Origin of the sequence: Erysipelothrix inopinata, from assembly GCF_014396165.1 — a bacterium.
GTDB classification, from domain to species: Bacteria; Bacillota_I; Bacilli_A; order Erysipelotrichales; family Erysipelotrichaceae; genus Erysipelothrix; species Erysipelothrix inopinata.
On record NZ_CP060715.1, the window covers coordinates 1 to 25,595 of the forward strand.

27 protein-coding genes and 1 pseudogene are annotated in these 25,595 nt (G+C 36.2%); 4 read left to right on the forward strand and 24 right to left on the reverse strand.

Features of this window, described 5'->3' with window-relative positions:
* Positions 1 to 146: 146 nt before the first annotated feature.
* The 9 genes from H9L01_RS00005 to pdhA form a co-directional block, all read right to left on the reverse strand.
* Positions 147 to 1,070, reverse strand: a complete 924-nt coding sequence (locus H9L01_RS00005) for a LysR family transcriptional regulator (RefSeq protein ID WP_187533925.1) — start codon at positions 1,068 to 1,070, stop codon at positions 147 to 149.
* Positions 1,071 to 1,082: 12 nt separating this feature from the next.
* On the reverse strand, positions 1,083 to 2,144 hold the full coding sequence (gene buk / locus H9L01_RS00010; RefSeq protein ID WP_187533926.1) for a butyrate kinase: 1,062 nt from the start codon (positions 2,142 to 2,144) through the stop codon (positions 1,083 to 1,085).
* A complete protein-coding gene (locus H9L01_RS00015; protein WP_187533927.1) occupies positions 2,141 to 3,043 on the reverse strand; it encodes a phosphate acyltransferase in 903 nt (300 codons plus the stop codon). The genes buk and H9L01_RS00015 overlap by 4 nt, the downstream gene beginning before the upstream one ends.
* An 8-nt stretch (positions 3,044 to 3,051) precedes the next feature.
* The gene (locus H9L01_RS00020) at positions 3,052 to 4,101 is read right to left on the reverse strand and encodes a PTS sugar transporter subunit IIC (RefSeq protein ID WP_187533928.1); all 1,050 of its coding nucleotides are present in this window, start codon (positions 4,099 to 4,101) and stop codon (positions 3,052 to 3,054) included.
* An 11-nt stretch (positions 4,102 to 4,112) separates the two neighbouring features.
* Complete coding sequence (gene lpdA / locus H9L01_RS00025) at positions 4,113 to 5,519, reverse strand: dihydrolipoyl dehydrogenase (protein WP_187533929.1); 1,407 nt, start codon at positions 5,517 to 5,519, stop codon at positions 4,113 to 4,115.
* A gap of 3 nt (positions 5,520 to 5,522) precedes the next feature.
* Positions 5,523 to 6,212, reverse strand: coding sequence for a 2-oxo acid dehydrogenase subunit E2 (locus tag H9L01_RS10720; RefSeq protein WP_246449067.1), 690 nt, complete (start codon positions 6,210 to 6,212; stop codon positions 5,523 to 5,525).
* 170 nt (positions 6,213 to 6,382) lie between these two features.
* Complete coding sequence (locus H9L01_RS10725) at positions 6,383 to 6,775, reverse strand: biotin/lipoyl-containing protein (protein WP_246449069.1); 393 nt, start codon at positions 6,773 to 6,775, stop codon at positions 6,383 to 6,385.
* Between the two features lie 8 nt (positions 6,776 to 6,783).
* Positions 6,784 to 7,764: an alpha-ketoacid dehydrogenase subunit beta gene (locus H9L01_RS00035; protein WP_187533930.1), complete on the reverse strand. Its 981-nt coding sequence runs from the start codon at positions 7,762 to 7,764 to the stop codon at positions 6,784 to 6,786.
* Positions 7,765 to 7,766: 2 nt separating this feature from the next.
* Positions 7,767 to 8,864, reverse strand: coding sequence for a pyruvate dehydrogenase (acetyl-transferring) E1 component subunit alpha (gene pdhA / locus H9L01_RS00040; protein WP_187533931.1), 1,098 nt, complete (start codon positions 8,862 to 8,864; stop codon positions 7,767 to 7,769).
* A gap of 298 nt (positions 8,865 to 9,162) precedes the next feature.
* On the opposite strand from pdhA, the gene H9L01_RS00045 reads away from it, so the two are divergent.
* A complete protein-coding gene (locus tag H9L01_RS00045; protein WP_187533932.1) occupies positions 9,163 to 10,233 on the forward strand; it encodes an FKBP-type peptidyl-prolyl cis-trans isomerase in 1,071 nt (356 codons plus the stop codon).
* A gap of 58 nt (positions 10,234 to 10,291) precedes the next feature.
* Here H9L01_RS00045 and H9L01_RS00050 read toward each other — a convergent pair whose 3' ends face one another.
* From H9L01_RS00050 to H9L01_RS00070, 5 genes and pseudogenes are all read right to left on the reverse strand, one after another.
* Positions 10,292 to 11,275: a D-isomer specific 2-hydroxyacid dehydrogenase family protein gene (locus H9L01_RS00050; RefSeq protein ID WP_187533933.1), complete on the reverse strand. Its 984-nt coding sequence runs from the start codon at positions 11,273 to 11,275 to the stop codon at positions 10,292 to 10,294.
* Between the two features lie 11 nt (positions 11,276 to 11,286).
* Positions 11,287 to 12,315, reverse strand: a complete 1,029-nt coding sequence (locus H9L01_RS00055) for a PTS sugar transporter subunit IIC (protein WP_187533934.1) — start codon at positions 12,313 to 12,315, stop codon at positions 11,287 to 11,289.
* A gap of 71 nt (positions 12,316 to 12,386) precedes the next feature.
* Entirely contained in the window at positions 12,387 to 13,205 is an 819-nt protein-coding gene (locus tag H9L01_RS00060; RefSeq protein WP_187533935.1) for a MerR family transcriptional regulator, read from the reverse strand.
* A gap of 206 nt (positions 13,206 to 13,411) precedes the next feature.
* Positions 13,412 to 13,513: pseudogene (gene nrdD / locus H9L01_RS10950) on the reverse strand (anaerobic ribonucleoside-triphosphate reductase); the annotation flags it as partial.
* A 191-nt stretch (positions 13,514 to 13,704) separates the two neighbouring features.
* The gene (locus H9L01_RS00070) at positions 13,705 to 14,289 is read right to left on the reverse strand and encodes a glycoside hydrolase family 73 protein (RefSeq protein WP_187533937.1); all 585 of its coding nucleotides are present in this window, start codon (positions 14,287 to 14,289) and stop codon (positions 13,705 to 13,707) included.
* 110 nt (positions 14,290 to 14,399) lie between these two features.
* On the opposite strand from H9L01_RS00070, the gene H9L01_RS00075 reads away from it, so the two are divergent.
* On the forward strand, positions 14,400 to 14,621 hold the full coding sequence (locus H9L01_RS00075) for a hypothetical protein (RefSeq protein ID WP_187533938.1): 222 nt from the start codon (positions 14,400 to 14,402) through the stop codon (positions 14,619 to 14,621).
* Positions 14,622 to 14,630: 9 nt separating this feature from the next.
* On the forward strand, positions 14,631 to 15,404 hold the full coding sequence (locus H9L01_RS00080) for a hypothetical protein (RefSeq protein WP_187533939.1): 774 nt from the start codon (positions 14,631 to 14,633) through the stop codon (positions 15,402 to 15,404).
* A 40-nt stretch (positions 15,405 to 15,444) separates the two neighbouring features.
* On the opposite strand, the gene H9L01_RS00085 is transcribed toward H9L01_RS00080, so the two are convergent.
* The 3 genes from H9L01_RS00085 to H9L01_RS00095 all read right to left on the reverse strand — a co-directional run bounded on the left by H9L01_RS00085 (position 15,445) and on the right by H9L01_RS00095 (position 18,965).
* On the reverse strand, positions 15,445 to 16,809 hold the full coding sequence (locus H9L01_RS00085) for an FAD-binding oxidoreductase (protein ID WP_187533940.1): 1,365 nt from the start codon (positions 16,807 to 16,809) through the stop codon (positions 15,445 to 15,447).
* Positions 16,810 to 16,912: 103 nt separating this feature from the next.
* Positions 16,913 to 17,272: a prepilin-type N-terminal cleavage/methylation domain-containing protein gene (locus H9L01_RS00090; protein WP_223151031.1), complete on the reverse strand. Its 360-nt coding sequence runs from the start codon at positions 17,270 to 17,272 to the stop codon at positions 16,913 to 16,915.
* 16 nt (positions 17,273 to 17,288) lie between these two features.
* Entirely contained in the window at positions 17,289 to 18,965 is a 1,677-nt protein-coding gene (locus tag H9L01_RS00095; protein WP_187533941.1) for a GspE/PulE family protein, read from the reverse strand.
* A gap of 42 nt (positions 18,966 to 19,007) precedes the next feature.
* Between H9L01_RS00095 and H9L01_RS00100 the strand changes: the two genes are divergently transcribed.
* On the forward strand, positions 19,008 to 19,742 hold the full coding sequence (locus tag H9L01_RS00100; protein WP_187533942.1) for a prepilin peptidase: 735 nt from the start codon (positions 19,008 to 19,010) through the stop codon (positions 19,740 to 19,742).
* A gap of 11 nt (positions 19,743 to 19,753) precedes the next feature.
* Here the strand turns inward: H9L01_RS00100 and H9L01_RS00105 are convergent, their stop codons facing one another.
* From H9L01_RS00105 to H9L01_RS00135, 7 genes are read right to left on the reverse strand one after another with little or no spacing between them, the layout of a single operon-like run.
* Complete coding sequence (locus H9L01_RS00105; protein ID WP_187533943.1) at positions 19,754 to 20,419, reverse strand: hypothetical protein; 666 nt, start codon at positions 20,417 to 20,419, stop codon at positions 19,754 to 19,756.
* A complete protein-coding gene (locus tag H9L01_RS00110; protein WP_187533944.1) occupies positions 20,416 to 20,979 on the reverse strand; it encodes a hypothetical protein in 564 nt (187 codons plus the stop codon). The genes H9L01_RS00105 and H9L01_RS00110 overlap by 4 nt, the downstream gene beginning before the upstream one ends.
* A complete protein-coding gene (pilM, locus tag H9L01_RS00115) occupies positions 20,976 to 21,860 on the reverse strand; it encodes a pilus assembly protein PilM (protein WP_187533945.1) in 885 nt (294 codons plus the stop codon). Before pilM ends, H9L01_RS00110 begins: the two co-directional genes overlap by 4 nt.
* A gap of 11 nt (positions 21,861 to 21,871) precedes the next feature.
* The gene (locus tag H9L01_RS00120) at positions 21,872 to 23,062 is read right to left on the reverse strand and encodes a type II secretion system F family protein (RefSeq protein WP_187533946.1); all 1,191 of its coding nucleotides are present in this window, start codon (positions 23,060 to 23,062) and stop codon (positions 21,872 to 21,874) included.
* A complete protein-coding gene (locus tag H9L01_RS00125; protein WP_187533947.1) occupies positions 23,059 to 24,693 on the reverse strand; it encodes a hypothetical protein in 1,635 nt (544 codons plus the stop codon). The genes H9L01_RS00120 and H9L01_RS00125 overlap by 4 nt, the downstream gene beginning before the upstream one ends.
* Entirely contained in the window at positions 24,659 to 25,099 is a 441-nt protein-coding gene (locus H9L01_RS00130) for a prepilin-type N-terminal cleavage/methylation domain-containing protein (RefSeq protein ID WP_187533948.1), read from the reverse strand. The genes H9L01_RS00125 and H9L01_RS00130 overlap by 35 nt, the downstream gene beginning before the upstream one ends.
* Positions 25,089 to 25,475, reverse strand: coding sequence for a type II secretion system protein (locus H9L01_RS00135; RefSeq protein WP_187533949.1), 387 nt, complete (start codon positions 25,473 to 25,475; stop codon positions 25,089 to 25,091). Before H9L01_RS00135 ends, H9L01_RS00130 begins: the two co-directional genes overlap by 11 nt.
* Between the last annotated feature and the right edge of the window lie 120 nt (positions 25,476 to 25,595).

Consider the following 25,595-nt stretch of genomic DNA (forward strand, 5'->3'; position numbering starts at 1 on the left):
AGATATAAAAAAAGGTCGTGAGGGGATGTACGACCTTTTTAAACATCCATTTATTATATGTTTGGATGACAAACACATTCTATCAATTTTATTTCTTAAGTCGGTTTAAATGTTACGAAACCTTGAGTTTATGTCATAAAATATCATTAAATATAATGATCTAAGGGATTCTGAGAAAATGCCATCAGTTCATTATAGACACGCCAGTATAGAAGGTGTTCAGGTTTATTATTAAGATCAAAGGTCGTGACTAATTGCAAGTAGAACCTTGAAACATCATGATCCTTCAATTTAATCCACTTGATATCATTTCGTTTTAGAACATTACTAAATTCGTAAGGGAGTACACTGACAGAATCATAAGCAGCAACATGCTCCACAACTACTTCCCAGTTTTCATTTTGGTAGACAATATTAGGTTCAAATCCCAGCTTGCGACAGCGATTTGGTATTTCATTACCTACGGCATAATCTTTCGTCACCATAGAAAACTCACAATCTTTTAAATCTTCAAGAGTTAGCTCTGTGCGATTAAAAAGCGGATTGCGGTGTGATACCACCACTCCAACATCATAATAGTATCCTTTTAAGTAATTAGCATTAGTCTCAAGTTTTGGAAAATATACAGGTTGGGATATCAGAGCCATATCAATTTCACCTTGGATCAACATACTTTGAATTTCTTTGGAACCTCTTTGGACGAAGATTAGATCATATTGTTTATACTTTTTTCTAAAACTTTCGAAAGCATCCATGTAGTTAATCGAGGAGAGTGTCGTGAGACCAAAGCGAATTTCTCGACGATAAAGTTCTGTTTCAGTTTTAAGCGATCTTTCAAGACGTGCAAAATTTTCAAGAACTTCTTTACTTCCTTCATAGAGAATTTGCCCACTTGGTGTCATTTCAATGCCATGATTATAACGCTCTAGTAATTGTATTCCTAGTTCTTCCTCTAGCTGTTTGATACTCCAACTCAAAGCAGGTTGGGTAACGTGCAAAAGTCGTGAGGCGGAAGAAAAACTTCCGGCCTCAACGACTGTAACATAGTATTTTAAATCCTTTACATCCATAGACGATCCTCGTTATCTTTTGAAAATCTGTACCGGTTCTTCTTTGGAATAGGCACGATATCCTCCGAATGCGAGTGCTTCAAGTTCAAATTCGCGAGGATACACGATGATGGGACCCAAAAACTCAGTCCGTTCTGTGATCCAATCCATAATGCGTTTGGATCGCGCAAATCCGCCACTAATTACAATGCCATCAATCTTTCCATGAAGTACAGGACTGAGACTTGCAATCGATTTTGAGATTTGATAAGCCATTGCTTCTAAGATATAAGCAGCTTCTTCATCACCTTGCTCAATTCGTTGTTCAATAATTCTGACATCATTGGTATCAAGATATGAAACCAATCCACCGACGTGTCTCATTTTCTTGATAACGCTTTCTTTGTCTTCATTATAGCATAGATTCATAAAGAGTCGTAACGGTAATCCGCCACTTCTTTCAGGAGAGAATGCTCCCTCATCATCGGAAACGATATCAACCATTCTTCCCTTCTCATGAGCTGAAACAGTAATACCACTTCCTGCATGAACGACAATTAGATTTAGTTCTTGATATGGACGGCCAATCTCAGAAGCATAATTAATCGCAGCGGCCCTTGAGTTTAACATATGACCAATACTCTTACGATCCATTCCTTTAAGACCAGAAGGTCTTGCGAGAGGACCAAATTGGTCTACTGAAATTGGATCATAAATGTAAGCGACACAATCCTTAGCTTGATCAACAAATTTTTGAGCAATCGAAGCTCCTAGGTTTGCAGGATGAATGACTTCAGAGTCGTTTAACAAGTAATCAATCAACTCTGGTGTTACCGCAATTGCTCCTGCGTCAACGGGTGGTAAAATACCACCACGTCCTACGGCAATATTAATTTCTGTTGGATCATATCCTTTTGCTACCAGTACATCATAGATCGATTGGTAACGATCCTCCAATTGATCTTTCATGGTTGGGTACTGAGCAATTTGTTCTTTTGTGTACTGAACTTCATCTTGAAACAATTCAACATATTTATCAAATAAGGCAAATTTTGTTGATGTTGCTCCAGGATTAATACTTAAAATTAGAGTCATATTTTTTTATTCCTTTCAGCGATAAAACAAGAAAGTAATATTGAATTAATTTTTTCATCTTCCATCGACCCTCGTGATGTCAGGATAATAGGAACTTTAGCACCTTGAATGATGCCTGCCATCTTACCATCAGTGAGTAATGTTCCGGCTTTTCCAAGAATATTACCACTTATAATATCTGGAACAATTAGGATATTCGCGTCCCCTTGAATCTTCCCTTTGTACTGTTTCACATCCACTGCTTCTTTAGAAATAGCAAGATCTAAAGAGATAGGTCCTTCAAGAATGGCATTTTCCCATTCAAGTTGTGCTAATTTTTCGGACTCAAATGATGATGGAATTCTTGGATTGGTATGTTCTGCAGCATCAAGTAGTGCTACTTTTGGAACTTCAATACCGATAGCATGAGCTACAGATATTGTATTTTCAATGATCCCAATTTTTTGTTCATAAGTTGGATAAGGAATCATACCTCCATCACTGACAAAGTACATAGCATTGCGATGGGGAATTTCTGTTAAAGCAACATGGGAGAGAACTTTTTGTTCACGAATCCCTGTTTCTTTGTTGACCACAGCTTTCAATAAGTCACTCGTTTGAATAAAACCTTTCATAATGAGTTCAACCTCACCCTTACGAGCCATCTCAACTGCTATCTGTGCTGCTTTAACGGGATCCTGTTGGTCAATAATTGTATAAGCGGTATGAAGTTCGCTGTCTACCATTAGTGTCTCAATTTCCTTTTTATCTCCAATGAGAATGGGTTCAATATAACCACGCTTTGCGACATTATCAACTGCAAGCAAGGCACTGGCTTCATGAGCACAAACTAATGCAAGTTTCTTTTTTGTTATTTTATTTCTAACGAGTACAGCTTCCAGTTCAACAAAATTCTTCATAGTCACCTCTACTGTACATCAATGAAATAGTCTTCAGATTTAACCATTTTCTTCATATTAACAAAGACATAGCGGAATAAGAATGCGAGCGCTACTGGTACTACCACAAATGTGATTGTTGCACGAAGGATATTAGGGAATGTCCAGCCACCTGCTAAGTTAATAGCATTTACCGGTCCAATAAGTCCACTAATTCCAAATCCAGCTGACATTGGTGTTCCTTGTTGTCCTAAGATAGCACATACAAGTCCACTTACAGCGGCATTAGCAAGGATAGGCATCATAATCTTAGGTTGCTTGATTACATTAGGCATTGCCATTTTTGGTGATCCAAGAATTAAAGCAATGTTTGTACCAACTTCATTTGATTTCCAACCTGTAATAGCTAATCCGAATGCTGCAGCACAGATACCGACGTTTGCAGCACCTGATCCAACACCTGCTAGGTTTACAGCAAGTGCGATACCTACTGTGGATAGTGGTGATACAATCATCATCGCAAAGATAATTGCCATGAGTACTGACATTACAATTGGTTGTAGGTCAAGTAAGTAGCTGATTCCTTGAGCAACGGCTCCGGTAATTTTTTGAACATATGGTAATAAGAATAAACCAAGTCCACCCGCAACAATTAGTATCAGTGTTGGTACAAGCAACATGGTATACGCTTTAAATCGATTACCAAAGTATAGAACCATAATTACAGCTATTGTGGCAGTGAGTGTCATATTAATAATGTCACCACTTCCTTTAAATAAGAAACCGTCAGCTGTAAGTTTCCAAGCACCCGATCCCATTCCAGTCGCCATAGCAACCGAAACTGTTTGAATTGGTGTAAACTTAAACATCATTGAAATTGCTACCCCAACTGCAACTCCCATCATGGTCATCGCAAGTGCCGTTGCATTTAAGACAAACTGACCTTGCGGAAATACAGGTAATAATGCTTTAAACAATTCATTAAGTAATGCACCAGGAATTAACACAACTACGGATCCTACTGCAACACCATTCAGAATTTTCATTCCGAATCCTTTTTCGAATATTTTGTTTTTCATAGTCCCTTCTCCTATATGTGTATTGGTAATCCAAGAGCTAATTCAGATACATCCATTATCATTTCTCCAAGTGTTGGATGGGTATGAATGATTAATGAAATGTCTTCAACTGTAAGGTTGGATTCGATAGCCATCGTTAATTCTCCAATTAACTCACTTGCATGTTCTCCAACAATCTCTGCACCAATTACAGCATTTGATTCTTTTTCTGTAATGATGCGTACAAAACCAAGTGTTTCATTCATTGAAAGTGCACGTCCGTTTGCAGCATAAGGGAATTGGTATGCTTTAGCATCGTATCCAGCTTCCTTCGCTTGTTGTAAGTTATGACCTACAACTGCAATTTCAGGTGATGTGAAGCATACTGCTGGAATAACACTGTAGTCAAATCCTGCAGCATGACCATTGATAACCTCTGCAACCACTTTTGCTTCATAAGATGCTTTATGAGCAAGTGCTGCCCCAGGAACAATATCACCGATTGCGAAAATAGTTTCTACAGATGTACGACCTTGATCATCAATTTCAACTAAACCACGATCGGATACTTTCACATCTGTATATTCAAGACCAATATCATCCGTATTCGGACGACGTCCTACAGTAACGAGTACATAGTCAACATCCATGGATTCAATTTTTCCATCTGATTCATAACTGACAGTTACTGATTTTTCATTGTTTTTAGCTTCTTTAGCTAATACATTTGTTTTGATTGTGACACCTTTTGATTCATAATCTTGCTCAACAAATTTCACTAAATCTTTTGAAAAGTTTGGCAAGATTTGTTTTGAACCTTCAAGAATTGTGACCTTCGTCCCTAAGTTTGCGAACACATTAGCCAATTCACATCCAATGTAGCCTCCCCCAACGATTGCGAGAGATTTTGGAATATGTTCCAAGTTCAAGACTACGGTTGAATCAAGAATTCGACCACCAAATTTAAAACCTTTAATTTGAATTGGATGACTTCCTGTCGCAAGAATACAGGTGTCAAATGTATAAGTTTGTCCTGCATCTTCGGTAACAACACGAATTTTGCTGTTATCAACAAAGTGTGCCTCACCTTTTACAATTTCAACTTTATTTTTTCTTAGTAAAGCCTGTATTCCTTGCGTTAGTTGCTTCACCACTTGGGTATTCTTCCATTCTTGAGTCAATTTCATATCAAGTTCTGGTTTTCCAAGTTTTAGTCCGTATGGGTTGCCTTGAAGGCTACGATGATAGTTTTCACTTACATGAATCATGGCTTTTGAAGGAATACAACCTACATTAAGGCATGTTCCTCCAATCTCATCACGTTCAACAATCGTGACTTTTTGCCCTAATTGGGCAGCGCGGATTGCTGCGACATAGCCACCAGGGCCACTCCCAACAACCACGCACTCAAGATGTTTTGCGAAATCTCCAACTACCATATTTTATCCCTCCAATACAATCTTGTTTGGATCTGATAAGACTTGCTTTAAAGTGTCTAATGCTTGTTGTGCTTCGACACCATCGATAATACGGTGATCAAAGGTAAATGATAATTTCATCATTGGTGCAATTTCAATTGCGAGTTCATCATTCACGAATGTATCCATTTCAATTCGAGCCGTTCCAAGGATACCTACTTCAGGTGCATTGATGATTGGAGTTGAGTAAACACCATCTTTTGATGATCCACCCACATTTGTAATGGTAAATGATCCGTTCATCATGCTATCACGAGGTAATTTACCTGCTTCAGCAAGACGTGCATTTTCTTCAATTTCCTTGGAAATTTCAAAGAGATTCTTACGATCTGCATTCTTAATGTTAGGAACAACAAGTCCTTGAGATGTATTGGTTGCGACACCAATATTAATAGCATCTCGGTATACAATCTCGTCAGTTTTTTCATCAACATAAGCATTAAAGATTGGGTAACGTTTTAACATCGTTACTGCAGCCTTTACAAAGTATGCAGTATAAGTAAGTCGAACATCATGTTCTTTTGCATATTCTTTGTATGCTTCACGATGTGCTACAAGTTCTGTGGCATTAAGTTTTGAAAATACAGTAACACGAGGGATGGTTGACGTAGAATGAACCATTGCTTGCATTGTAGCTTTTCGAATTGGTGTCATCTTTTCACGACGTTCTCCGCCAGTTGTTGTGATAACTGGTGCCTTTGTAGGTGTCGTTTGTTCTACAACAGGTGTTTCAGATACGACTGGATCGCCTCCACTTAGATATCCATCAATATCTTCACGCGTTACAGTGTTGTTTTTACCTGTTGCTGTAACTAAATTAATATCTACATTCTTTCGCGTGCGTATTTACGAACGGATGGAATTGCTTTTGCTTTTTGAGCTGGTTTTTCTTGTTTCGCAACTGGAACTACTGCAGCTGGTGTTTCTGGTTTTGCTTCAGGTTCCGGTGCTTTTTGAGCTTTATCAGCAGGGACTGCTCCCTCAACTTCAATTTCAAGTAATACTTGTCCTACTTTCGCCACTTCATGTTCCTCAACTAAAAGTGCCTTAACCTCTCCTGCAACAGGAGATGGTACTTCAATAGTAGTTTTGTCATTTTGGACTTCGAATAGTGGATCATCAACTTTAACGACATCTCCAACTTTCACGTCCCAAGCGACAATTTCACTTTCGGTAATTCCTTCTCCAAGATCGGGTAGTTTAAATTTATAGATCATACGTCCTCCTAATAATTTTCTGTTAAATTACGTGCTGTTTGAGCAATATCTTCTGCATTTGGTAACCAAATACTTTCTGCTTGTGGTAACGGATATGTTGTATCTGGTGCTGTTACTCGAGTTACTGGTGCTTCAAGTTCTAAGAATAAGCGTTCACTTAGCTCTGACATAACGTGGCTTGCAATTCCAGCTTGACGTTGTGCTTCTTGAATTACGATCACTTTACCTGTTTTCGCAACTGACTCTCTCAGTGTTTCAATATCCAATGGTGCGATGATACGCAAGTCAATAACTTCAGCATCGATACCTTCTGCAGCAAGAGTTTCCGCAGCTTTTTTAGCTTCGTTAACCATTGCTCCATAAGCAATTAATGTAATATCGTTTCCTTCACGAACAACATTTGATTTATCGAGAGGCACTTCATAAACACCTTCAGGAACTTCCATTTTTTCACCACGATACAATTTTAAGTGTTCCAAGAATACGACAGGGTCATTACTCTTGATGGATGAAATTAAAAGTCCTTTTGCGTCATAAGGGTTTGATGGAACAACAACACGAATACCAGGCATTTGTGCAATCATTCCTTCATAACTATCTGAGTGAATTTCAGGTGTTCCAACACCACCACCAAATGGACTTCTTAATGTGATTGGGCAGTGTAGTTGTCCGGCTGTACGATATCTCATACGTGCCATTTGGTTTGTAAGTGAATCAATCGCTTCTGTTACGAATCCAAAGAATTGAATTTCTGGGATGGGTCTGAACCCTTCAACACCTAAACCAATAGCAAGGCCTAAAATACCTGACTCAGCGAGTGGTGTATCAAAAACACGTTGATCGCCATGTTTGGCTTGAAGTCCATCAGTAGCTCTAAAGACACCACCGTTTTTCCCAACATCTTCACCAAATATCAATGTTTTATTATCTTGTTCTAACATTACATCTAACGCATCGGTAATCGCTTCAACCATATTTTTGTTAGCCATTGTTATTGATTCTCCTTTTCTTTATATATTTCATACTGTTCTTCCAGTGCTGGTGGCATGACTTCAAACATATTCTTCAAGTAACCTGATACGGTTTGTTTTGGAACATGACGTGAGTCTTCCATTGCTTGTTTCACTTCTTCTTGTGTTTTTTCAATGATAGCTTCTTCTTTTTCTTCTGACCAAAGACCTTTATCTGTAAGATAATTTCTCATTCGAATAAGTTGATCTTTAGGACGCCATTTCTCAACCATTTCATCATCACGATAACGTTTTGGATCATCACTTAATGTATGCGGTCCATAGCGGAATGTAAGGAATTCAAGAAGAACTGGTCCATTACCTTCGACAGCATATTCACGAGCAGCACGTGTTGCTGCATAGACTGCGAATGGGTCCATTCCATCTACAAACAGATGAGCAATCCCAACACCCACACCTTTTTGCGAAAGTGTTTTTGCACGTGTTTGGAATGAACGTGGCACCGAAATACCAAATCCATTATTTTGAGCGATAAAGATAACTGGTGCATCGTAAGCCCCCGCAAAGTTAATTCCTTCGTAGAAGTCACCTTGTGATGTACCACCATCTCCAATATATGTCATGGCTACATTTTTCTTATTATTTAACTTTAATCCAAGTCCAACCCCTGCTGCTTGGATAATTTGTGCTCCAATAATAACTTGAGGTGGGAATGATTTAATTGATGAATCATAGCTGAATCCATCCGTATGTCCGTTATACCAGTTAATAGCTTTACGTGTTTCTACCCCATGACGAATCATTGGAGGCACATCACGATACGTTGGCAACAGCCAGTCGCCTTGTTCTAAGGCATATTGTGAGATTAATTGACTTGCTTCTTGCCCTTCAGTAGGTGGTAAGTTACCAACAATTCCTTGACGGCTCAAGATACTTACACGTTTATTGTATTCGCGACCCCAAACCATGATTTCCATCATCTCTACTAATTGATCATCAGTAAGTTCAGGCATATAGTCCTTATTAACAATTTTCCCCGTTTCGTCCATTATTTGAAATGGAACTTGCTCTTTATTTGATTCTTTTACAATTTTCTTGTAGTCTATTTTTTTAGTCATACTATGTCCTTTCTCTAATTTTAGGTAAACTAAAAACAGTACAAACAATCAAAACTTTTTCTGTGTACACGGTTTGCATATATATGATGTTAGCGCTTTCATCTTTGCAACTTCATTATAGTATCCTATCGAAGTTCTGTAAAATAGAGATGATTTTTACCTATAAAATATTTTTATAGGTGTCTATGATTGAGGGTCTATTTAAAACTGAATAATAGGATTTGTCACACAAATGTCATATTCAAGTGTTATCATGTATAATGTTAATGATATAAAAAATAGAAAGATTAGGTAGATTATGCGTAAGAATAAAAAGGTTTTATACCCTGTTGTGCTCGTTCTTCTATTCTTATTACCTTTGAGTGGATGTACTAAAAAAACATTCTCACAAAGTGATGGATTGGATGATAACGGATATTGGAAGAAAGTTACTGCCACAGATTATGTTGATGTAGAGCCCTTCAAGAATCTAACGATTCCTTATGAAGTCCATGCTGTATCAGATGAACTCGTTCAACAACAAGTTGAATATGCATTCAGTTCCCTTTCATCAAGTGTCAAAGAAGTAACCGATCGTGCTATCGTTGCTGGTGATAAAGTTAATATTGACTTTGTTGGCTCAGTGGATGGCGTTGAATTCGAAGGTGGTTCAAGTAAAGGTGCTGTAGTTACAGCGGGAAGTCAAGAATTTATTGATGATTTCTTAACACAAATTATAGGGCACACTCCAGGAGAAACAATGGACATTGTTGTTTCATTCCCTGATGAATATCCAAGCAACACAGATCTTCAAGGTAAAGAAGCTCATTTTGAAACTAAATTAAACTTTATAGCGGAAAATGAAAAAATCGAGGTAACCGATGCATTAATTAGTGAAAAATTTGGATCACTTGGTTGGAATACAAAAGAAGAATTAGAAACAGGAATACGTACTGAAATTCAAAAAGAAGCTATCGAAAATTATGTAAAAGAAGTTCTAGCAAACTCTGAAGTTAAAAAAGATATTCCTAAATCTGTAGCGAAATATCAAGAAGAGTCCTTGATCGCAGTATACAGTAACTATGCTAAGAGCTATGAAATGACAACTGAAGAATTCATCAAAGAATATTTACAAGTTGAATCAAGTAAAGAACTGATTGAAAAACATGAAGATGATTTAAAGAAAAACTCAATTTATTCTCTTGCTATTCAAGCAGTTGCGGAGGATGCAGGTATTAAAGTAACTGATGAAGAAATCGAAACATATCTTGGTGCAGGAACTACTGAGAAGTATCAAGAAGAATACGGAAAGCAATTCTTAAAACGAACAGTCCTAACTCAAAAAGTTGTAGAACACATTGTTGAGAACGCAACTTTAGCTGACGCTTAGACAAAAAAAACCAAAGCACGGAAGATTAAATTTCCAATGCTTTGGTTTTTATATGTCATTATTTAATTTCGTTTGGACTTTCGTTTGTTTCTACGAATGATTTTAATGAACGTAATGCAACTTCTACCATGTCAGATACTGCTTGATCTGTATAGAATGCAGTATGTGGTGTTACGATAACATTTTTATGACGTTCAAGGATTGCTAATTGGTGGTTACTGTATGTACGCATACGGTTATCTGTATGAACAATACCAATTTCATTTGGGAATACATCAAGAGCTGCTGCTCCAATGTGACCTGATTCAATACCTTCAATTAATGCATCTGTGTCAACAAGTTCTGCACGTGCACAGTTTACGATAACAACACCTTGTTTTGTTTTCGCAATATTTTCTCTATTAATAATGTGGTGTGTTGAGTCAAGAAGTGGTGCGTGTAATGTAATAACATCTGCTTCTTTTAGAAGTGTATCGAGATCAACATATTCTAGGATATCTTTAAGTGATTCATTTTCATATAAATCAAATCCGATAATACGTCCACCAAAACCACTCAGGTTACGTGCAGTATTTGCACCGATACGTCCTGTACCGATAACACCAAATGTTAAGTTGTGCATTTCTTTACCTTGTAATCCTGGTAATGAGTAATCATGTGCTTCAAGACGTTTCATCATTGTTTTCATGTTACGAATTGACATAAGAATTAACATAACTGTAAAGTCAGCAACACAACTTGGTGAGTATGTAGCGTTTGAGAAACGTAATCCGAGTTCCTTAACAGCTTCCATATCAACATTGTTAAATCCTGCACTACGTGAAGCAAGGTATTTAACACCATGTCCTTGTAGTTTTTCAAGAACTGGACGGCTTGCGTCACAGTTTCCTAAGAATGTTACAGCTTCAAATCCAGCTGCTTCATCAACATTGCTCATTCCTAATTGACCTTGAACAAATGTAATATCTAATCCTAATAATTCTGAATATTTTTCAAATGCCGCCTTTTCATCGGGACGGACTGCATAAGCGATTAATTTCATGTTATTTCCTCCTATTTGAAATCGATTTTGTAATCTTCAGCAGATACAAGTTTTAATTTATTGTCAAATAAATATGATGACACAAATCCCATAACTACAGGGATGCCTACAAAGACGAGAACTGTAATCAATAAGTTTCCAGCAGAATAACCTACAATGTTTAAATGATTAATAGGTCCAATAAGACCACTAATACCGAAACCAGCACTTGCAGGTGTACCAACAATTGTTAGAATTCCAGCGAATGCACCACATACTGCAGCATTTAAAACGATTGGTAACATCATTTTAGGTTTCTTAATCATGTTTGCCATTTGCATCTTAGGTGATCCTAAGAAGTGCGCAATACTTGTTCCAACACCATTAACTTTAAATCCAGCAATTGCAAGACCAAATCCAGCAGCACAAATACCTAGGTTTGCAGCTCCCGAACCAATACCTGCAAGAGAGATAGCCATCGCAACACCCGCTGTAGAAATTGGTGATACAATCATAATTGCGAAAGTAATAGAAATTAAGATTCCAGCGACAACAGGTGTAAAGCTTGTAAATGCATTAACCATTTGACCAATGAATCCGGTAAATGCTGAAACATAAGGTAACATAATTAAACCAAGTTGGCCAACTAAAATAATAACGATAGTTGGTACAAGAAGAATCGTATATGCTTTAAAACGATTCCCAATCATCAACATCACCCAAACAGCAATCGCTGCTGTGATACCAGCATTAATAACATCACCAATACCCGCAAGTACAAGTGTGCCATCCATAAATTTAATACCACCCGAACCAATTGCAGTTGTAATTGCTAATGTTGCAGATTGAATCGGTGTAAGTTTGAATTGCATTGCAATTGTTAGCCCCATAACAACTGCTAATAAGCGTGTTGAGATTGTTGTAAGTTGACTTACAAATTCCCAGTTTAACGCTTTAGCCAATTCTCCAAGAAGTGCACCAGGTATCAATGCAACAACAATACCAATGCTCATTCCTGTTAAGACTTTATTCGTAAAGTCTTTAAATGATAAATCTTTCATATTTCCTCCTAAAGGTCAAAACCCTTACACAACTATGGTAAAGGGTACCCTAAGGGAGTAGGCAATATTCTTTATTCAATTCTTATCTGAATTTCTTGGATCATTGTTTCGTCTGATTTTGAAAATGTGTAGTCAACAATGCAAAAATCGCAGATATTTCCAACAGGTTTATACCCATGTTCTGTACACCAATCAAGGAGTACTTGATAAGATACTGTGTCGTAATAACCGCCTTTTTTGTACATACAAGCGTACTTTCCTGCAGGTAATGTACATTTTTGTGGTGCATCCAAATCGGATGACAACATGATAAACGAACCTACTTTCGATAAATAGTTCTCTGAAGAATCTGTGGGTTCCATACAAATTGTGCCATAAGGCATTTGTGAAAATATGCTCATATCGTTCAAATTACGAAGCATCTTGCGGTATGCTAACATAACTTCAACCACACTATTCTCATTTTCGCACAGTTCATACATTACAACACGATCCTCAAAAAACTTGATACTTGGGTGGTTTAAATCCCTTTCATCGATTAAATCAGCCTCTTTATAGAACTTCAACAGGTACTCTAGGTCATGCTTTTTAGTCATATTTCGAGCTATTTCAACATTAACCTCTGTGAGTTTTTCTTTCAATTTGTCAATTAACGGTTCAAATCGTCGATCACCCAGTAGTTCCTGAATTTCTGTTAATGAAAATCCGAGATCCTTTAAGTAAATAATCTGCTTTAAATACGGAAATTGCTCTCGTACGTAATAGCGATATCCTGTTTCTTCATCGATGTGATCTGGCATAAAGAGTCCGATTCTGTCGTAGTATAATAAAGTCTTCTTGCTCAAGTTATGGAGCTTTGCGACCTCATTGATTAAAAAGTTTGTTTTCATATTCTCACCTATGCCTCTATTATACATTTTTCCGTTACCAAGGCAAAAAAAAAGTCGCATAAGGCGACTACTTCGATATGTTTTCTTATGTTTGCGTCTAAAGAGATAACTATCGTAAGCTGACAATGACATTCTAACGCATTGATGCTTCATGACATCCAATATGTCATGAAAGTCATAAATAATGTTATCAACGACACAAATTATTATGAATGATGAACTCGGTCTCTTTCTTCCGAACGCTTTCCATCATTAAATCGATCTAAAGTTCCAACAAGATACCCAGTAATTCTACGAATTCGGTCAAAGTTCTGTGCAGCAGTAGACCATTTCACATCTACATATTCTCCATCTTCCACTATTTCCAAATGAGTAATATTCTTATCTTCATGTTTCATAATTACTTCTTCACAGTAAATTTCAACATGTTTCATATCCATTCCAATTGGGTAGGATACAATAATATCTTTATATAAAGTTTCCATAAGTTCCACCATCCCTATTTCTTATCATACTGATATAATTCGTAAGTTTCAATCATTTCTATGAGTTTTTCTGCATAGTTTGGGTCAGTAGCATATCCCATCGTTTGAAGAGCAAGGGCAGCTTCTTTATAATCCTTTGCATTCTTCACAGTTCTATAATACTTTGAATTGAGTAATGTTGCATGATCATCAAAGGACTCTTGGAAACTTGGATACTTCCTAAAATCATCCATGATTTCTATCCATTTATCATTTTCATATTCTTTAGTTGGTACACTCACAAACATTCCTTTGTAATCACCTTTAACCCCAAATAAGTTATTGGCGTCAATTGCAAGTTGGCTTTGACCCCAATCTGACTCTAAGATTGCTTGTGCAATCGCGATGCTAGGCAGGATTCCCATTTTCTGATGTGACTTTTCAGCGTATGGGACCATTTCTTTAATAAACTTTTCTTGGTAAACAGGCATTTTAGGTTCCTCAGGTTGTTTACGATTTGCAACCACAACATTTAAGAAGAGTAAAACACTAAACATAAGTAGTAAACTAAGGATTACTTGATGATCTTTTCTTTTTTTAGTTTGTTTCTTTTTTGTCATAACTGAATCCTTTCTCACTCTATTATACATAAATATAAGAATAAGTAATGAAACAATACTGTAAGTTTAAGCAAGGTGTTATAATTAGAGTATAGAAAAGGGGTATAGTAATGAAAGTTATTGTTACAATGATTAGCGGACGAGAATTCAAACTGGATGATGATTGTTTTATTAATGAAGTCAGTGTGGGTCAATCTCATAAGGTATCACGTATTATCTATAACTTTACTACGACTGTTTCAGATAATAGAATGATTCATTTCACAACACCTGACGGTGATTATTTAATCCCAGTTACCAGTATTGAAATGATTTCAATTAAAGAGAATTAGGAGGTCCCTATGCGCACCAAAAACAAATATTTTTTATCAGGTTTTATACTATTGTTGTTGAGCTTTGGATTGGCAATTGTGAGCTATATGTTCTATCGAGAACATGACAAAATGTTTTTAATCATTTGTGCAACATTAACACTTATCAGTCTTATTTGCTCTTTCTTAAATTTCAATTTCTACAGAAATTATGACCTTGATCAACAACTTGGATCTGACGAAATGGTCTCAGATGATGACATTGAAGAAGATATAACAGAAGTCGAACTCGATAATGACACTCTGAACGCAAACAAAATTGATGAAGTACAACCACAGAAAGTAACTTTATCACACACTCAACATAGTGATTCTCAAGAAGAAGGTTGGATTACAATCAATTCATCCGAAAATCAAATTTTAGATTTCATATCCGTAATGAACGATTTTAAAAGTCTTGATATGAATCCTGAGTTTAATTGTAATCTTGAGACACTTTTAAAACTTAACAGAATTGACGAGAAAATATGGAAGTGGAACTTTGAAGCAATTCCGTTTGTCGCTCTATCTCACAATAAGAAAACTGACGTTCTTACAATCCATGGGGGAATGTCTCAGGATGATCTCCATAGATTAGGTACAATTCCTGAAAATATGAATCAAGAAATACTTAAGGTTTATCCAAATATCAAACATATCAAAGCATCAATCCAAGGTGGTGACTATCACTATCTATCAAGTGCCGATTCATCATTTGATACACTATCGACACCTTATGAAGTTCACGTTAAAATCTATTCATAAAATAAGCCGCTATACACTTTAATGTATAACGGCTTTTGTTTTATATTACAAGTTTACCTGGATTTAAACGATTCGTAGGATCAAAGCTTGTCTTAATGCTTGACATTAAGTCAAGATATACAGGATCCATCATTTTACCAAAATATTTCTTTTTAATTATGCCGATACCGTGCTCAGCAGATGGGAGACCACCTAATTCTTGAATCTTATTATAGAGTAGATTAAGAACAGTATCTAAGGTTTCATGCCATTCACTGTCTGATTCGATATCACCACGGAGTACACAAGTGTGTAAGTTTCCATCCCCAGCATGTCCAAAACTCATAAGTTTTAATCCATACTTAGCTTCTAATTCTTTTGTATATTCATAGATCGTTGCGATATGATGAATTGGTACTGTTTCATCCATCGTGACTTGTTCAGTATAATTAACAACTGCCGTCAACAAGGTATCACGCAATTTCCATGCATCTTTTTCAGATTGTCCTTCAAGAATAATATAGTCCTCAGCTTCATGCTTGTCGGCTATTTCTTTTAAAACACCTGCACGTTGATCAATAAATGAAGCATCATCGCCATCAAAAGTTGCAAGTAAGAAGGAATGTCCCTTTTTAGTAGGGAATACCAAACCTGTTTCTTTCTCGCTAAGTTGAATCATGTCACGTTCAAAGAACTCTAGCGCTGTTGGTGCTATTCCTGAATGAAGAATTGTATTCACACAACGGGTTGCTTCTAACAAGTTATCAAATGCAATAATATATGATTTCTTAACTTTTGGTAAAGGAATAACCTTCAATTGAATGAGTGTACTAATTCCTAATGTTCCTTCCGAACCAATGAAGAGATCCTTAATATCATACCCTGAACTTGATTTAACGTTAAGGGTTCCTACCGTCAATTCACGACCATCTGCAAGTACTAAACGGATCGTTCGAACGTAGTCTCTCGTTACACCATACTTCACTGCACGCATCCCACCAGCATTGGTAGCAACGTTTCCGCCAATCGTAGAATTCTTTGACCCTGGATCTGGCGGATAGAAAAATCCACGTGACTCAACATACTCTTGAATCTCATGCAATTGAACACCAGGTTCAACCGTTAGAGTCATTGTATTTAAATCCAAATCAATAATTTTATTCATTTTTGATAAATCTATAATAAGTTCATTTTCAAGCGGTGCGGTAGCTCCTGAGAGACCGGTGCCTGCTCCCCTTGCAATAATCTTTAAATCTTTTTCATTGGCATATTTAACTAAAGCCACGACTTCTTCATGTGTTAAGGGTAATGCTACAGCATGAACACTTTTTGCTTGCCCAACATATTCATCAAAAAGATAGTCTTGTCCAACTTCATCCCCAATAAATAAGCGAGATGAATCTTTAATGATTTCTACTAATTCCATATTTACCTCCATACGGTAATTATAGTTGAAAGGGCTTTACGTTAAAAACGAAGTGCCACAAATTCCCGGCACTTCGTTTGATACAATATTCACAGTGTTTTAGTTACTTGAAATCTTTACCATCAAATATGATTATATCTCCTTTTTCAGGAGTATAAGTTATTGACTCAACAGTCCCATCTGTAGTATTTCTTGTCACTTTTACATCTGCATCAGGTTTACCTGCTTTTGTAGCAGTCTCTGCATCGATACTTTCACCAACTTTTGTTTCAGCAGCTACCACTGATGCGGCAGTAAACAAACTTCTTGCATCTGCTTGATTTTTAGATGTATTTGCACTTCCAATATACCCACTCATTGCTGGGATTAAGATTAGTGCTAAGATTGCTAAGATAGCAATTACAATTACCAGTTCAATTAATGTAAATCCTTTTTTATTGTTTTGTTTTTTGATTAGTTTCATTTTATTTATCCCCTCTCTAATCATCAATTACTACTTCACTTCCGTATAGAATCTTTTGTGCTTCTTCGACTGTTGTATCCCCTCCCTTCACAAGGCGCATGACATCATCCCTTAGAAAAGCTATGTTTCGTGAACGTGCATAGTCAACAAGCTTATGCATCGGTTCCTGCTGGGTAATGAGGTTTTGCATGGTTGCATCAATGGGTACCACTTCAAACACCGCAGTACGGCCTGCGTAGCCTGTGTGGTTACATCGATCACAACCTTCTCCTTTAAATTGATAACTTAAGCTTGGTTCTTTTAAAGCAATCCGATCTGATTCAGACACGGCTACTTTATGTTTACAATGGCGACAATTTTTTCGAACCAATCGTTGTGCAATAACACACTTCACGGATGAGGCAACCAAGAATGGTTCAACACCCATATCGATAAGACGCGTTACGGATGAAAGTGCATCATTGGTATGTAAGGTTGATAATACAAAGTGACCCGTAATCGCAGCCCGAATCGCAATTGAAGCTGTCTCTGCGTCCCGAATTTCACCAACCATGATTACATCAGGATCAAGTCGTAAAATCGATCTTAGTCCCGATGAGAATGTTAACCCTGCTTTATTATTTATTGTAACTTGTGAGATACCTTCAAAGTGTTTCTCAACTGGATCTTCAATTGTGATCACACTTTTTTCTGGAGCATTAATCTCTGAGAGCATTGAATAGAGTGTTGTTGTTTTTCCACTACCTGTTGGCCCCGTAATTAATAAGATTCCGTTAGGCAATTGCATGATATCTCTGAGTTGTCTTTTAATACTGTCAGATAAATCCAGTTTATCAAGATCATAATCAATGTTCTTTTCACTTCCTAATAAACGCATAACGACCTTTTCTCCATATCCTGAAGGAATCGTTGCAACTCGCATATCAAGTTTCATTTTGGGATTATCAATGCGAAAAGCACCATCTTGAGGAATTCGTTTTTCCGCAATGTTCATGCTGGATATGATTTTTATTCTCGTAATCATTGGATCGTGAAGTTCACGTCTAACCTTCATGAAGTCCTTAAGTTGACCGTCAATTCTAAATTTCACATTCGTATACGTTTCTTCAGGATTAATATGAATATCACTGGCATTAACTTCATACGCATGGGTAATGATTGAATTTACTAGTTTTACAACTGGAGCAGATTCAACACGTTCAATAAGTGCTTTATCTTCTGTTGATATTTCGATTTCTCCCAACAAATTATCATCATCAATTTTTCCATATGAATGAAGTTTATTAATGGCAGATTCGATAGCCATCGAACTTGAAACGACAAGGTTGGTGTTCATTCCCGTCATCATAGAAAGATTTTCCATAGCTTCAAAATTGAAAGGATCTGCCGATGCAAAGGTCAATGTGCCTTCTTTAATAAAAAGCGGAACAATTTCATGTCGTTTTAAGAAAGCCTCACTAACAATATTTTGTAATTCTTGATCAACCTTTTGTGAGGGATCATCTATAAACTCTAGTCCCAATTTTCGAGTCGTAAATTTTAAGACATCAGTCTCCGTGATGTATCCATGATCAAGTAAAATATGTTCTAAAGGCTCAAATGTTTTTCTTTGTACCGACAGGACTTCATTCAATTGATCTTTAGTAATCATCTTTTCTTCTACAAGCATTTTTCCAATATTGAAATTGTTCATCGAATCATCCTTTCTTTTGCTATAATAGTGCTGGGTGATAATATGGGGATAACGATTTTCTGCTTTGGCCTAATCATTGGTTCCTTCTTAGGAGTCGTGATTAATCGCCTTCCACGTCATGAATCATTGGTTTATGGACGTTCTCATTGTAATGAATGTAAACATGACCTAGGTCCAAGAGATTTAGTTCCGGTCATAAGTTATTGTTTAAGTAAAGGTACGTGTCGTTATTGTAAAACGAAGTTACCCTTGCGCTATCCGTTATTGGAACTCATCACAGCGTTTGCCTATCTTGGTGTTTCAATTACGAGTTCTACAAACATTGATTTAATCTTAAATTTAATTTTTGTATCACTGCTTATCTGCATTACTTTTATAGATATTGATACGTTTATGATATTTGATCGTTTTCATGTTCTCATTGCAATTCTTGCAATTCTACGAATTATTACATTTAATCTTTCTTGGATAGATCACTTGATTGGCGCATTGGTCATCAGTGTTCCTTACTTAATTCTCGCCATATTGACCCAAGGTATGGGCGGTGGCGATATTAAGCTTGTTGCTGCATTAGGACTTTATCTGGGGGTAAACCCCATGTTGATGAGCTTTATGCTTACCTCCATCATTGGTGGCGTGTACGCCATTGCTCTACTTCTTACTAAGAAGAAATCAATGCAGGCGCAACTTCCATATGGACCGTTTATTTGCATTGGGGCTTACATAGCACTCGTGGCCTATCAAGACATTATTATTTGGTATTTAAGCTTTTTCTAACTGGATGACTTTCATTCAGTTTTTATTTTATCTAATGAATAAACACTAAAATTAAGGATTCCTGAATTTCTTTGTGTATCAAGTGAAACAGATTGGAGATAGATTCGTGGCATGCTTTCTTGAATCTTAGAAATAAAATCTACCATATCATTACTATTTCCGGACACTTCGACAGTCAACGTATAGATCCATAATTCTTGTTTATTATCTGATTCACTCTCTGGTGATTCATTCTCTTTTTTAGTATTGACTGGTTGACCATTAATCCGATCAATATTTTCCTGAAGCTGAGAGGCTTCTTTTTCTTTGATGTTTTTGTTTTTAATATCTGCAAGCAATCCATCTTGAAATCCAAGCTTATTAATCTTTAAGTTAGTTTCTGTAGCATAGTGTCGAATCTGCAAATCGTAGGTTTCAGGTTGGATTGGATCAGAAATTTTATCTAAGGAATCAATCACTTCATTCTTAACATCTTGATGATTTTCTCGTGTTTTTTTAATATTAGGAACTGCAATCTGCATCTCCATTTCCGTGTTACGCAAGTCATCCATTTCGAGTTCAAGTGCTTCAATATCATTTTTTAGAGGATTAATTAAAAACATAACACCTCCTAAAATAATAATAATTAACGCTAATATTAAGAGTAGGATTTCTTCACGTTTTGTAAGTTTCTTCATGATTGTCCTCCCTCAATCTCTACAATAATTTGACCTTCATAACCGCCTTGGTCTGTTTTTTCTTGATATCCAGAGTAATGAACTTTTCGTTCATATTTATCTAATTTGATATTAGAAACAAATCTTGAGAGTGCTGCCGTACTTGAACTTGAGACCCCGATCGTTAATTGATTTTGTTGGATTGTTAGTTTATCTAAAGTCACCCCCGATGGCATCAAACTTAGATATGATTTTAATTCTTCTCCTGAAAAATCTTGGTACGAGTCTAAAGTTTCATTCACAGAATCAATTTGCTTTAAGAAGGCACGATTCATCGTCATATCTTTGGTTAAGTTCTGATGCTCTTGATAGACTTTTTGATACTCAACATTATCTACCATCAAAAGTAACGCTTCTTTTTCAGTCATCAAGGTTCGTTTTTTGTTAAGGTTAAAAGCATACATTACGCAAATCCCAAAGACACAGAGTAGGATAATAAGCGGTTTACTATTGATACCCTTTTTATTCGTTGTTTTCTTAGTCGTTTTGGATGTTTGATATAAATTCATCTTTTTACTCATAACATGACTCCAATCGTACTAAAACAGTTATTAATTTTTAAATCGGTAACACCCAATACTTCATTCAATAATACCGCTTCACATCGTATTTGATATTCAGATTCCAAAATACGTTTCACCACTTCAATTTTTTTAGGACTTCCTACAAGTCGTACTACAGTAACAGGACCAAGTCCCTTTTCTTTTAGGTATTGGTTCATATGTTCTAATGATTTAATAATCATATAAACTTTATCATGCTCACTTTTTCCTCTATATCGTAGTGTGCGTAAAGATTTTAATTCACCTTTTTCAGTTAGGAAGATTCGCGTGTAGTCTTCTTGATAATCCACAAAGAGTTGCGGACTCCCTGACGTTATGAGATCCATTGATTCAATAAAATGTAGGGATGTTGCTAATGCAGTGCTTATTGTCTTAATTTTTAATTTAAGATGATGACAAACTGTAGAAATTTGATCAATTGCTTCTTTTGATATTGCGGAAGCAACAATAAACTCAGTCTTATTGCTTTTATCATGGCTCGTTCTTATGACCTGATAATCGCATATGTAGTCGAGTCCAATATTGAAATATGACATCATTTCGTTTTGTACAATCATTTTTTGTTTCTTTTTATCCACTTTAGGTATTGTCATGGTGTGCGTGAGTACCATGGCATTATCGAGCACAATTGACACTTCTTTTTCTTTAATTTGATAACCTCTGAGTAGAAATTGTAATCGCTCTTCAAATTCATCTAAATCTTTTATGTGCTTCGATTGTGGATCAATAAGGTCAAACGGTTCAGTTACAACACGATGAATTTTTTTAATTTTTGATCCTGATGTTTTCGCATGAACAATCTGAATTGATTGATCACGTAACGTAATCGCCATTGCCATACTATCCCTCCTTATTGAACAGTGTCATACATTTTAAATATTGGTTGAATAATCGAGATAACAATAAATGCGACAATGATTCCCATAACCACAATCATGATTGGCTCTATTAAACCAATCAGCCTCGTTATAGCGGCATCAGCTTCATCATCAAGATACTGAGCTGTTTTTCCGAGGATATCACCCAATGATCCCGTCTCTTCACCAACTTTTAGCATTGAACCAAACATCGATTCAAACTCTTTCACATTCGCAATCGATTCGGAAATACTGGATCCGTTCGTTACGTTTTGTTTAATCTTTAATAACTCTTCAGATAAATACGCATTTCCAACTACTTCTGAAGTAAGTTCAATCATATCCAATGTCGAAACACCATGATTGTATAAAGAAGAAAATGAACGGGCGCAACGCGATGAGTAAATGGTTTGTAACAACGGACCCACCACAGGTAGATGAAGTAATCTCTTGTGAGCTCGAATTTTAATTCGTGGCGTATCATACAATACTTTTCCCACAACAATGAAAATTAATAATATTCCGATTACGAGGTACCATTTTGTAAGAATAAAGTCAGATATTCCCATTAAGAATCGCGTTGACCCTGGCATATCATCCGGTTCAAAGTTCGCAGTAATGGTTGGGAGAACAAAGAGGACGAGAGCTAATACAACTGTAACAGCAACCCCCAATAAAACTGTTGGATACATGCTTGCCGTTTTAATCTTAGCGTTTATCTTTTGGCTCTTATCATAATGTTCTGACATCGTTCTCAATGACGCGTCTAAATCACCACCCATTTCACCAGACTTAACCATACTAATTAGAAAATCGTCAAATACGCCACCTTGTGCACTCATCGCAACTGATAAAGAATTTCCTTTTTGAACTTCCTCATAAAGATTACGATAGATAGCTCGTTCTTTATCATTCTTCGCCTTACTTTGAACAAGATGTAAAGAATCAAGTAAGTTAATTCCTGAAGACAACATGGTGCTTAATTGATAGCAAAAAATATTGGCCGACTTCATTTTAAGTTTCTTGACCTTCTTAGTCGTTTGCTTCCCTTCAAAGACTTCATAGTCTAGAAGATAGCATCCTTGTGCTTTCACAAGATCTACGATTTCATGCTCGTTTTTAACTTGCATCACTGTCTTGGTTTTCTTCCCAGCCTGGTCAATCATTTGTACTCTGTAGGTCATTGTTTCACCTCTTTGATTGGTCCAAGTTTAATTTCATCACTTTGTCCTGGATTGTCCGGACCATTTCCCTCGGAAGAAACAGGCATCAAAATTTCAATAGGAAACTTGGTAAAATCAGGATCTTTATAATATATTTTCGGATTCGACCCCATAAACTCTATTTCTTGCGCTACAATTGCACCCTTAAAGTAGTTACTACCATAACGAATACTTCCATTAGGAATGAAGAAAAGTTCTGAAGTTACCTGGGGTGATGCAGATGTAATCTCAACCGAACTTCCTTGCTCCACTAAAATAATATTAGCGTTTAAATTTTGAGAAATATTTATAGTATGACATTCCCCCATAAAACTCCCAAAGTATCCCGAGCTATCAATATTTGCTGCTCCGCGGTTCAATACAATCTCATCAGGTGTTATTTTTGATCCTGTATGTTTCTTGCTATTCTCTGCAAAGATGACAATTTTATCCTTGTCTCCTTTGGTTTTAGAATCAATATTCATGAACGTTATTGGATTAAAGTTTAGGTTTGGAGTTCCTTGATGTCCATTAACATAAATAGTCAGTCTTCCATTTCCCTTGACATAAATGGTACCCATCGCTTCCAAATAATCCGTTATGATTGCTACATTTCGATTTTCTGTATCAATCGTGAGTGAATTATCCCAACTGGAAACCACTTTTAATTGCGGAATATAAGTCATTCTATTTTTCAATTTCAGGGTAATATGTTGACCGTTTTTGACTTCAAGATTCCCATTATTATTGACAGCGTTCGGATTTGAAACGTCACTTGGTTTTATTTTTTGTTGTGAAGTAGGAAACTTAGGCATCCTTGTTTGAGGTAATGCAGGATACTCTGTACCATTTACAACTTGACCAGAACTAATCAAAGCTTTCGAAGCATTCACATCATAATTAGTATTATTTGGACTGTAATCATTGCCTCTAATTAAAACATCTTCCGGTTTGTGTCCTTTTCCAATAAAAATATTACCGTTAACTTTCGTCTGATTTCGAGTACTAATGAAGAGTCCTTGTTTAACAGGATTAATGATTCCTATATTTCCTTCAATGACACCTTCTCTAAGTATTAATTTCTTGTCTGCAAGGAGTGCATCATTTACTACAAATTCGGTAACAGGAAATACAACACTGCTTCTCAAATTCATAATCGTTTGTGATACGGTTCTAACTTGTGAGTCATAGACACCTGCTGCTCTTATTTCATAGGTATCATCTTCACTTGTTTCTAAAAATTCTATATCTGCAAAGATACCCGGTTCAATTTCATACTTACCATCCTTAAGATGATCATCAATAAGTTGATTGATTGCTCTCATAAAATCTTTATGCGAACTCTCAGTAAGATCTAATCGATCCAAATGCGTAAGATTATTCAAATCTTCCTTAAGTAAAGTTACTGTACGATTAAGTCCTGTTTCCGCAATATAATAAGCTGAATAGTGCTTATTCCGATCTTTGGATTCTTGAAATGTTGCCAATGTTCTTGAACTAATGGAAAAAATAAGTACAACCATTACTAGAAAGAAAACAATCATCGTCATTAAAGCCGATCCTTTTTCTTCTTTAATTTTATTCCACATTTCGTAACGTATACGATTGTTCATAAAACTGGCCCCCAACTTTCTCTGAAGTTTTTAATTTCAGAATGATTTTATTTGTATTCTCTTCAATTTTAAATTCGCTCACATTATTCATAAGTACTTGTTTATTTCGATAAATTGTATTGTCTTCCAAACAATATTGTAGTTTTGAATCTGTTTCCGCAGTATCCTTCAAAAAGAAGCAATTACCATTTTGATTCACATTAAACTGTTGATTTGACTCTCGAATATCTTTTTCAAAATAGTAATTAAGACGATCCGACTCTTCTTGAACTTGTACAGATATTTCTTGGTTTTGATGATGGCTCATAAAATTTAAAAATATATGATGTATTGATCCTATAATAATCGAAAAGACAAACAAGCCTACCATAAGTTCCAACAAGGTCATTCCTTTTTTACTGTGCATATGTTAACCACTCCCATGTTTCAAAGACTATTTTTCCTTTGTCACTTACTTTTAAAGACAATGGATTGTGGTCTTCACTGAAAGAAACGATAACCTCAAAATCATCCACTGATTTTATATATTTATTCTCTTTCTTAATATAGCTTGCAAGCGGTGAAGTCGATTTTTCTAAATCATCTGCGAGATGCGTGTTGGAAAAGTAAATAATTGCTTCAAGTTCATTCTTCCCCAATTGGCTGGCCTCCATCGTTCGATCTGAGGCAACAATAACTTCTTGGTTTTGAACGATTAACGAAAAAAAAGACACTAAAACAATAGCGAGAATTGCCAACGCAATGACATTTTCAACCATAGTAAAAGCATCTTTGTTTTTCATATTTCCCCCCAAAGCAATTAATTGGTCTAGACCAATTAACATATATAATTTAGCACAAACGAACTCCTTTGTCCATAATTGTTGGTACTATTTTTAGTTGTGTGCAATAATATGGTGTTT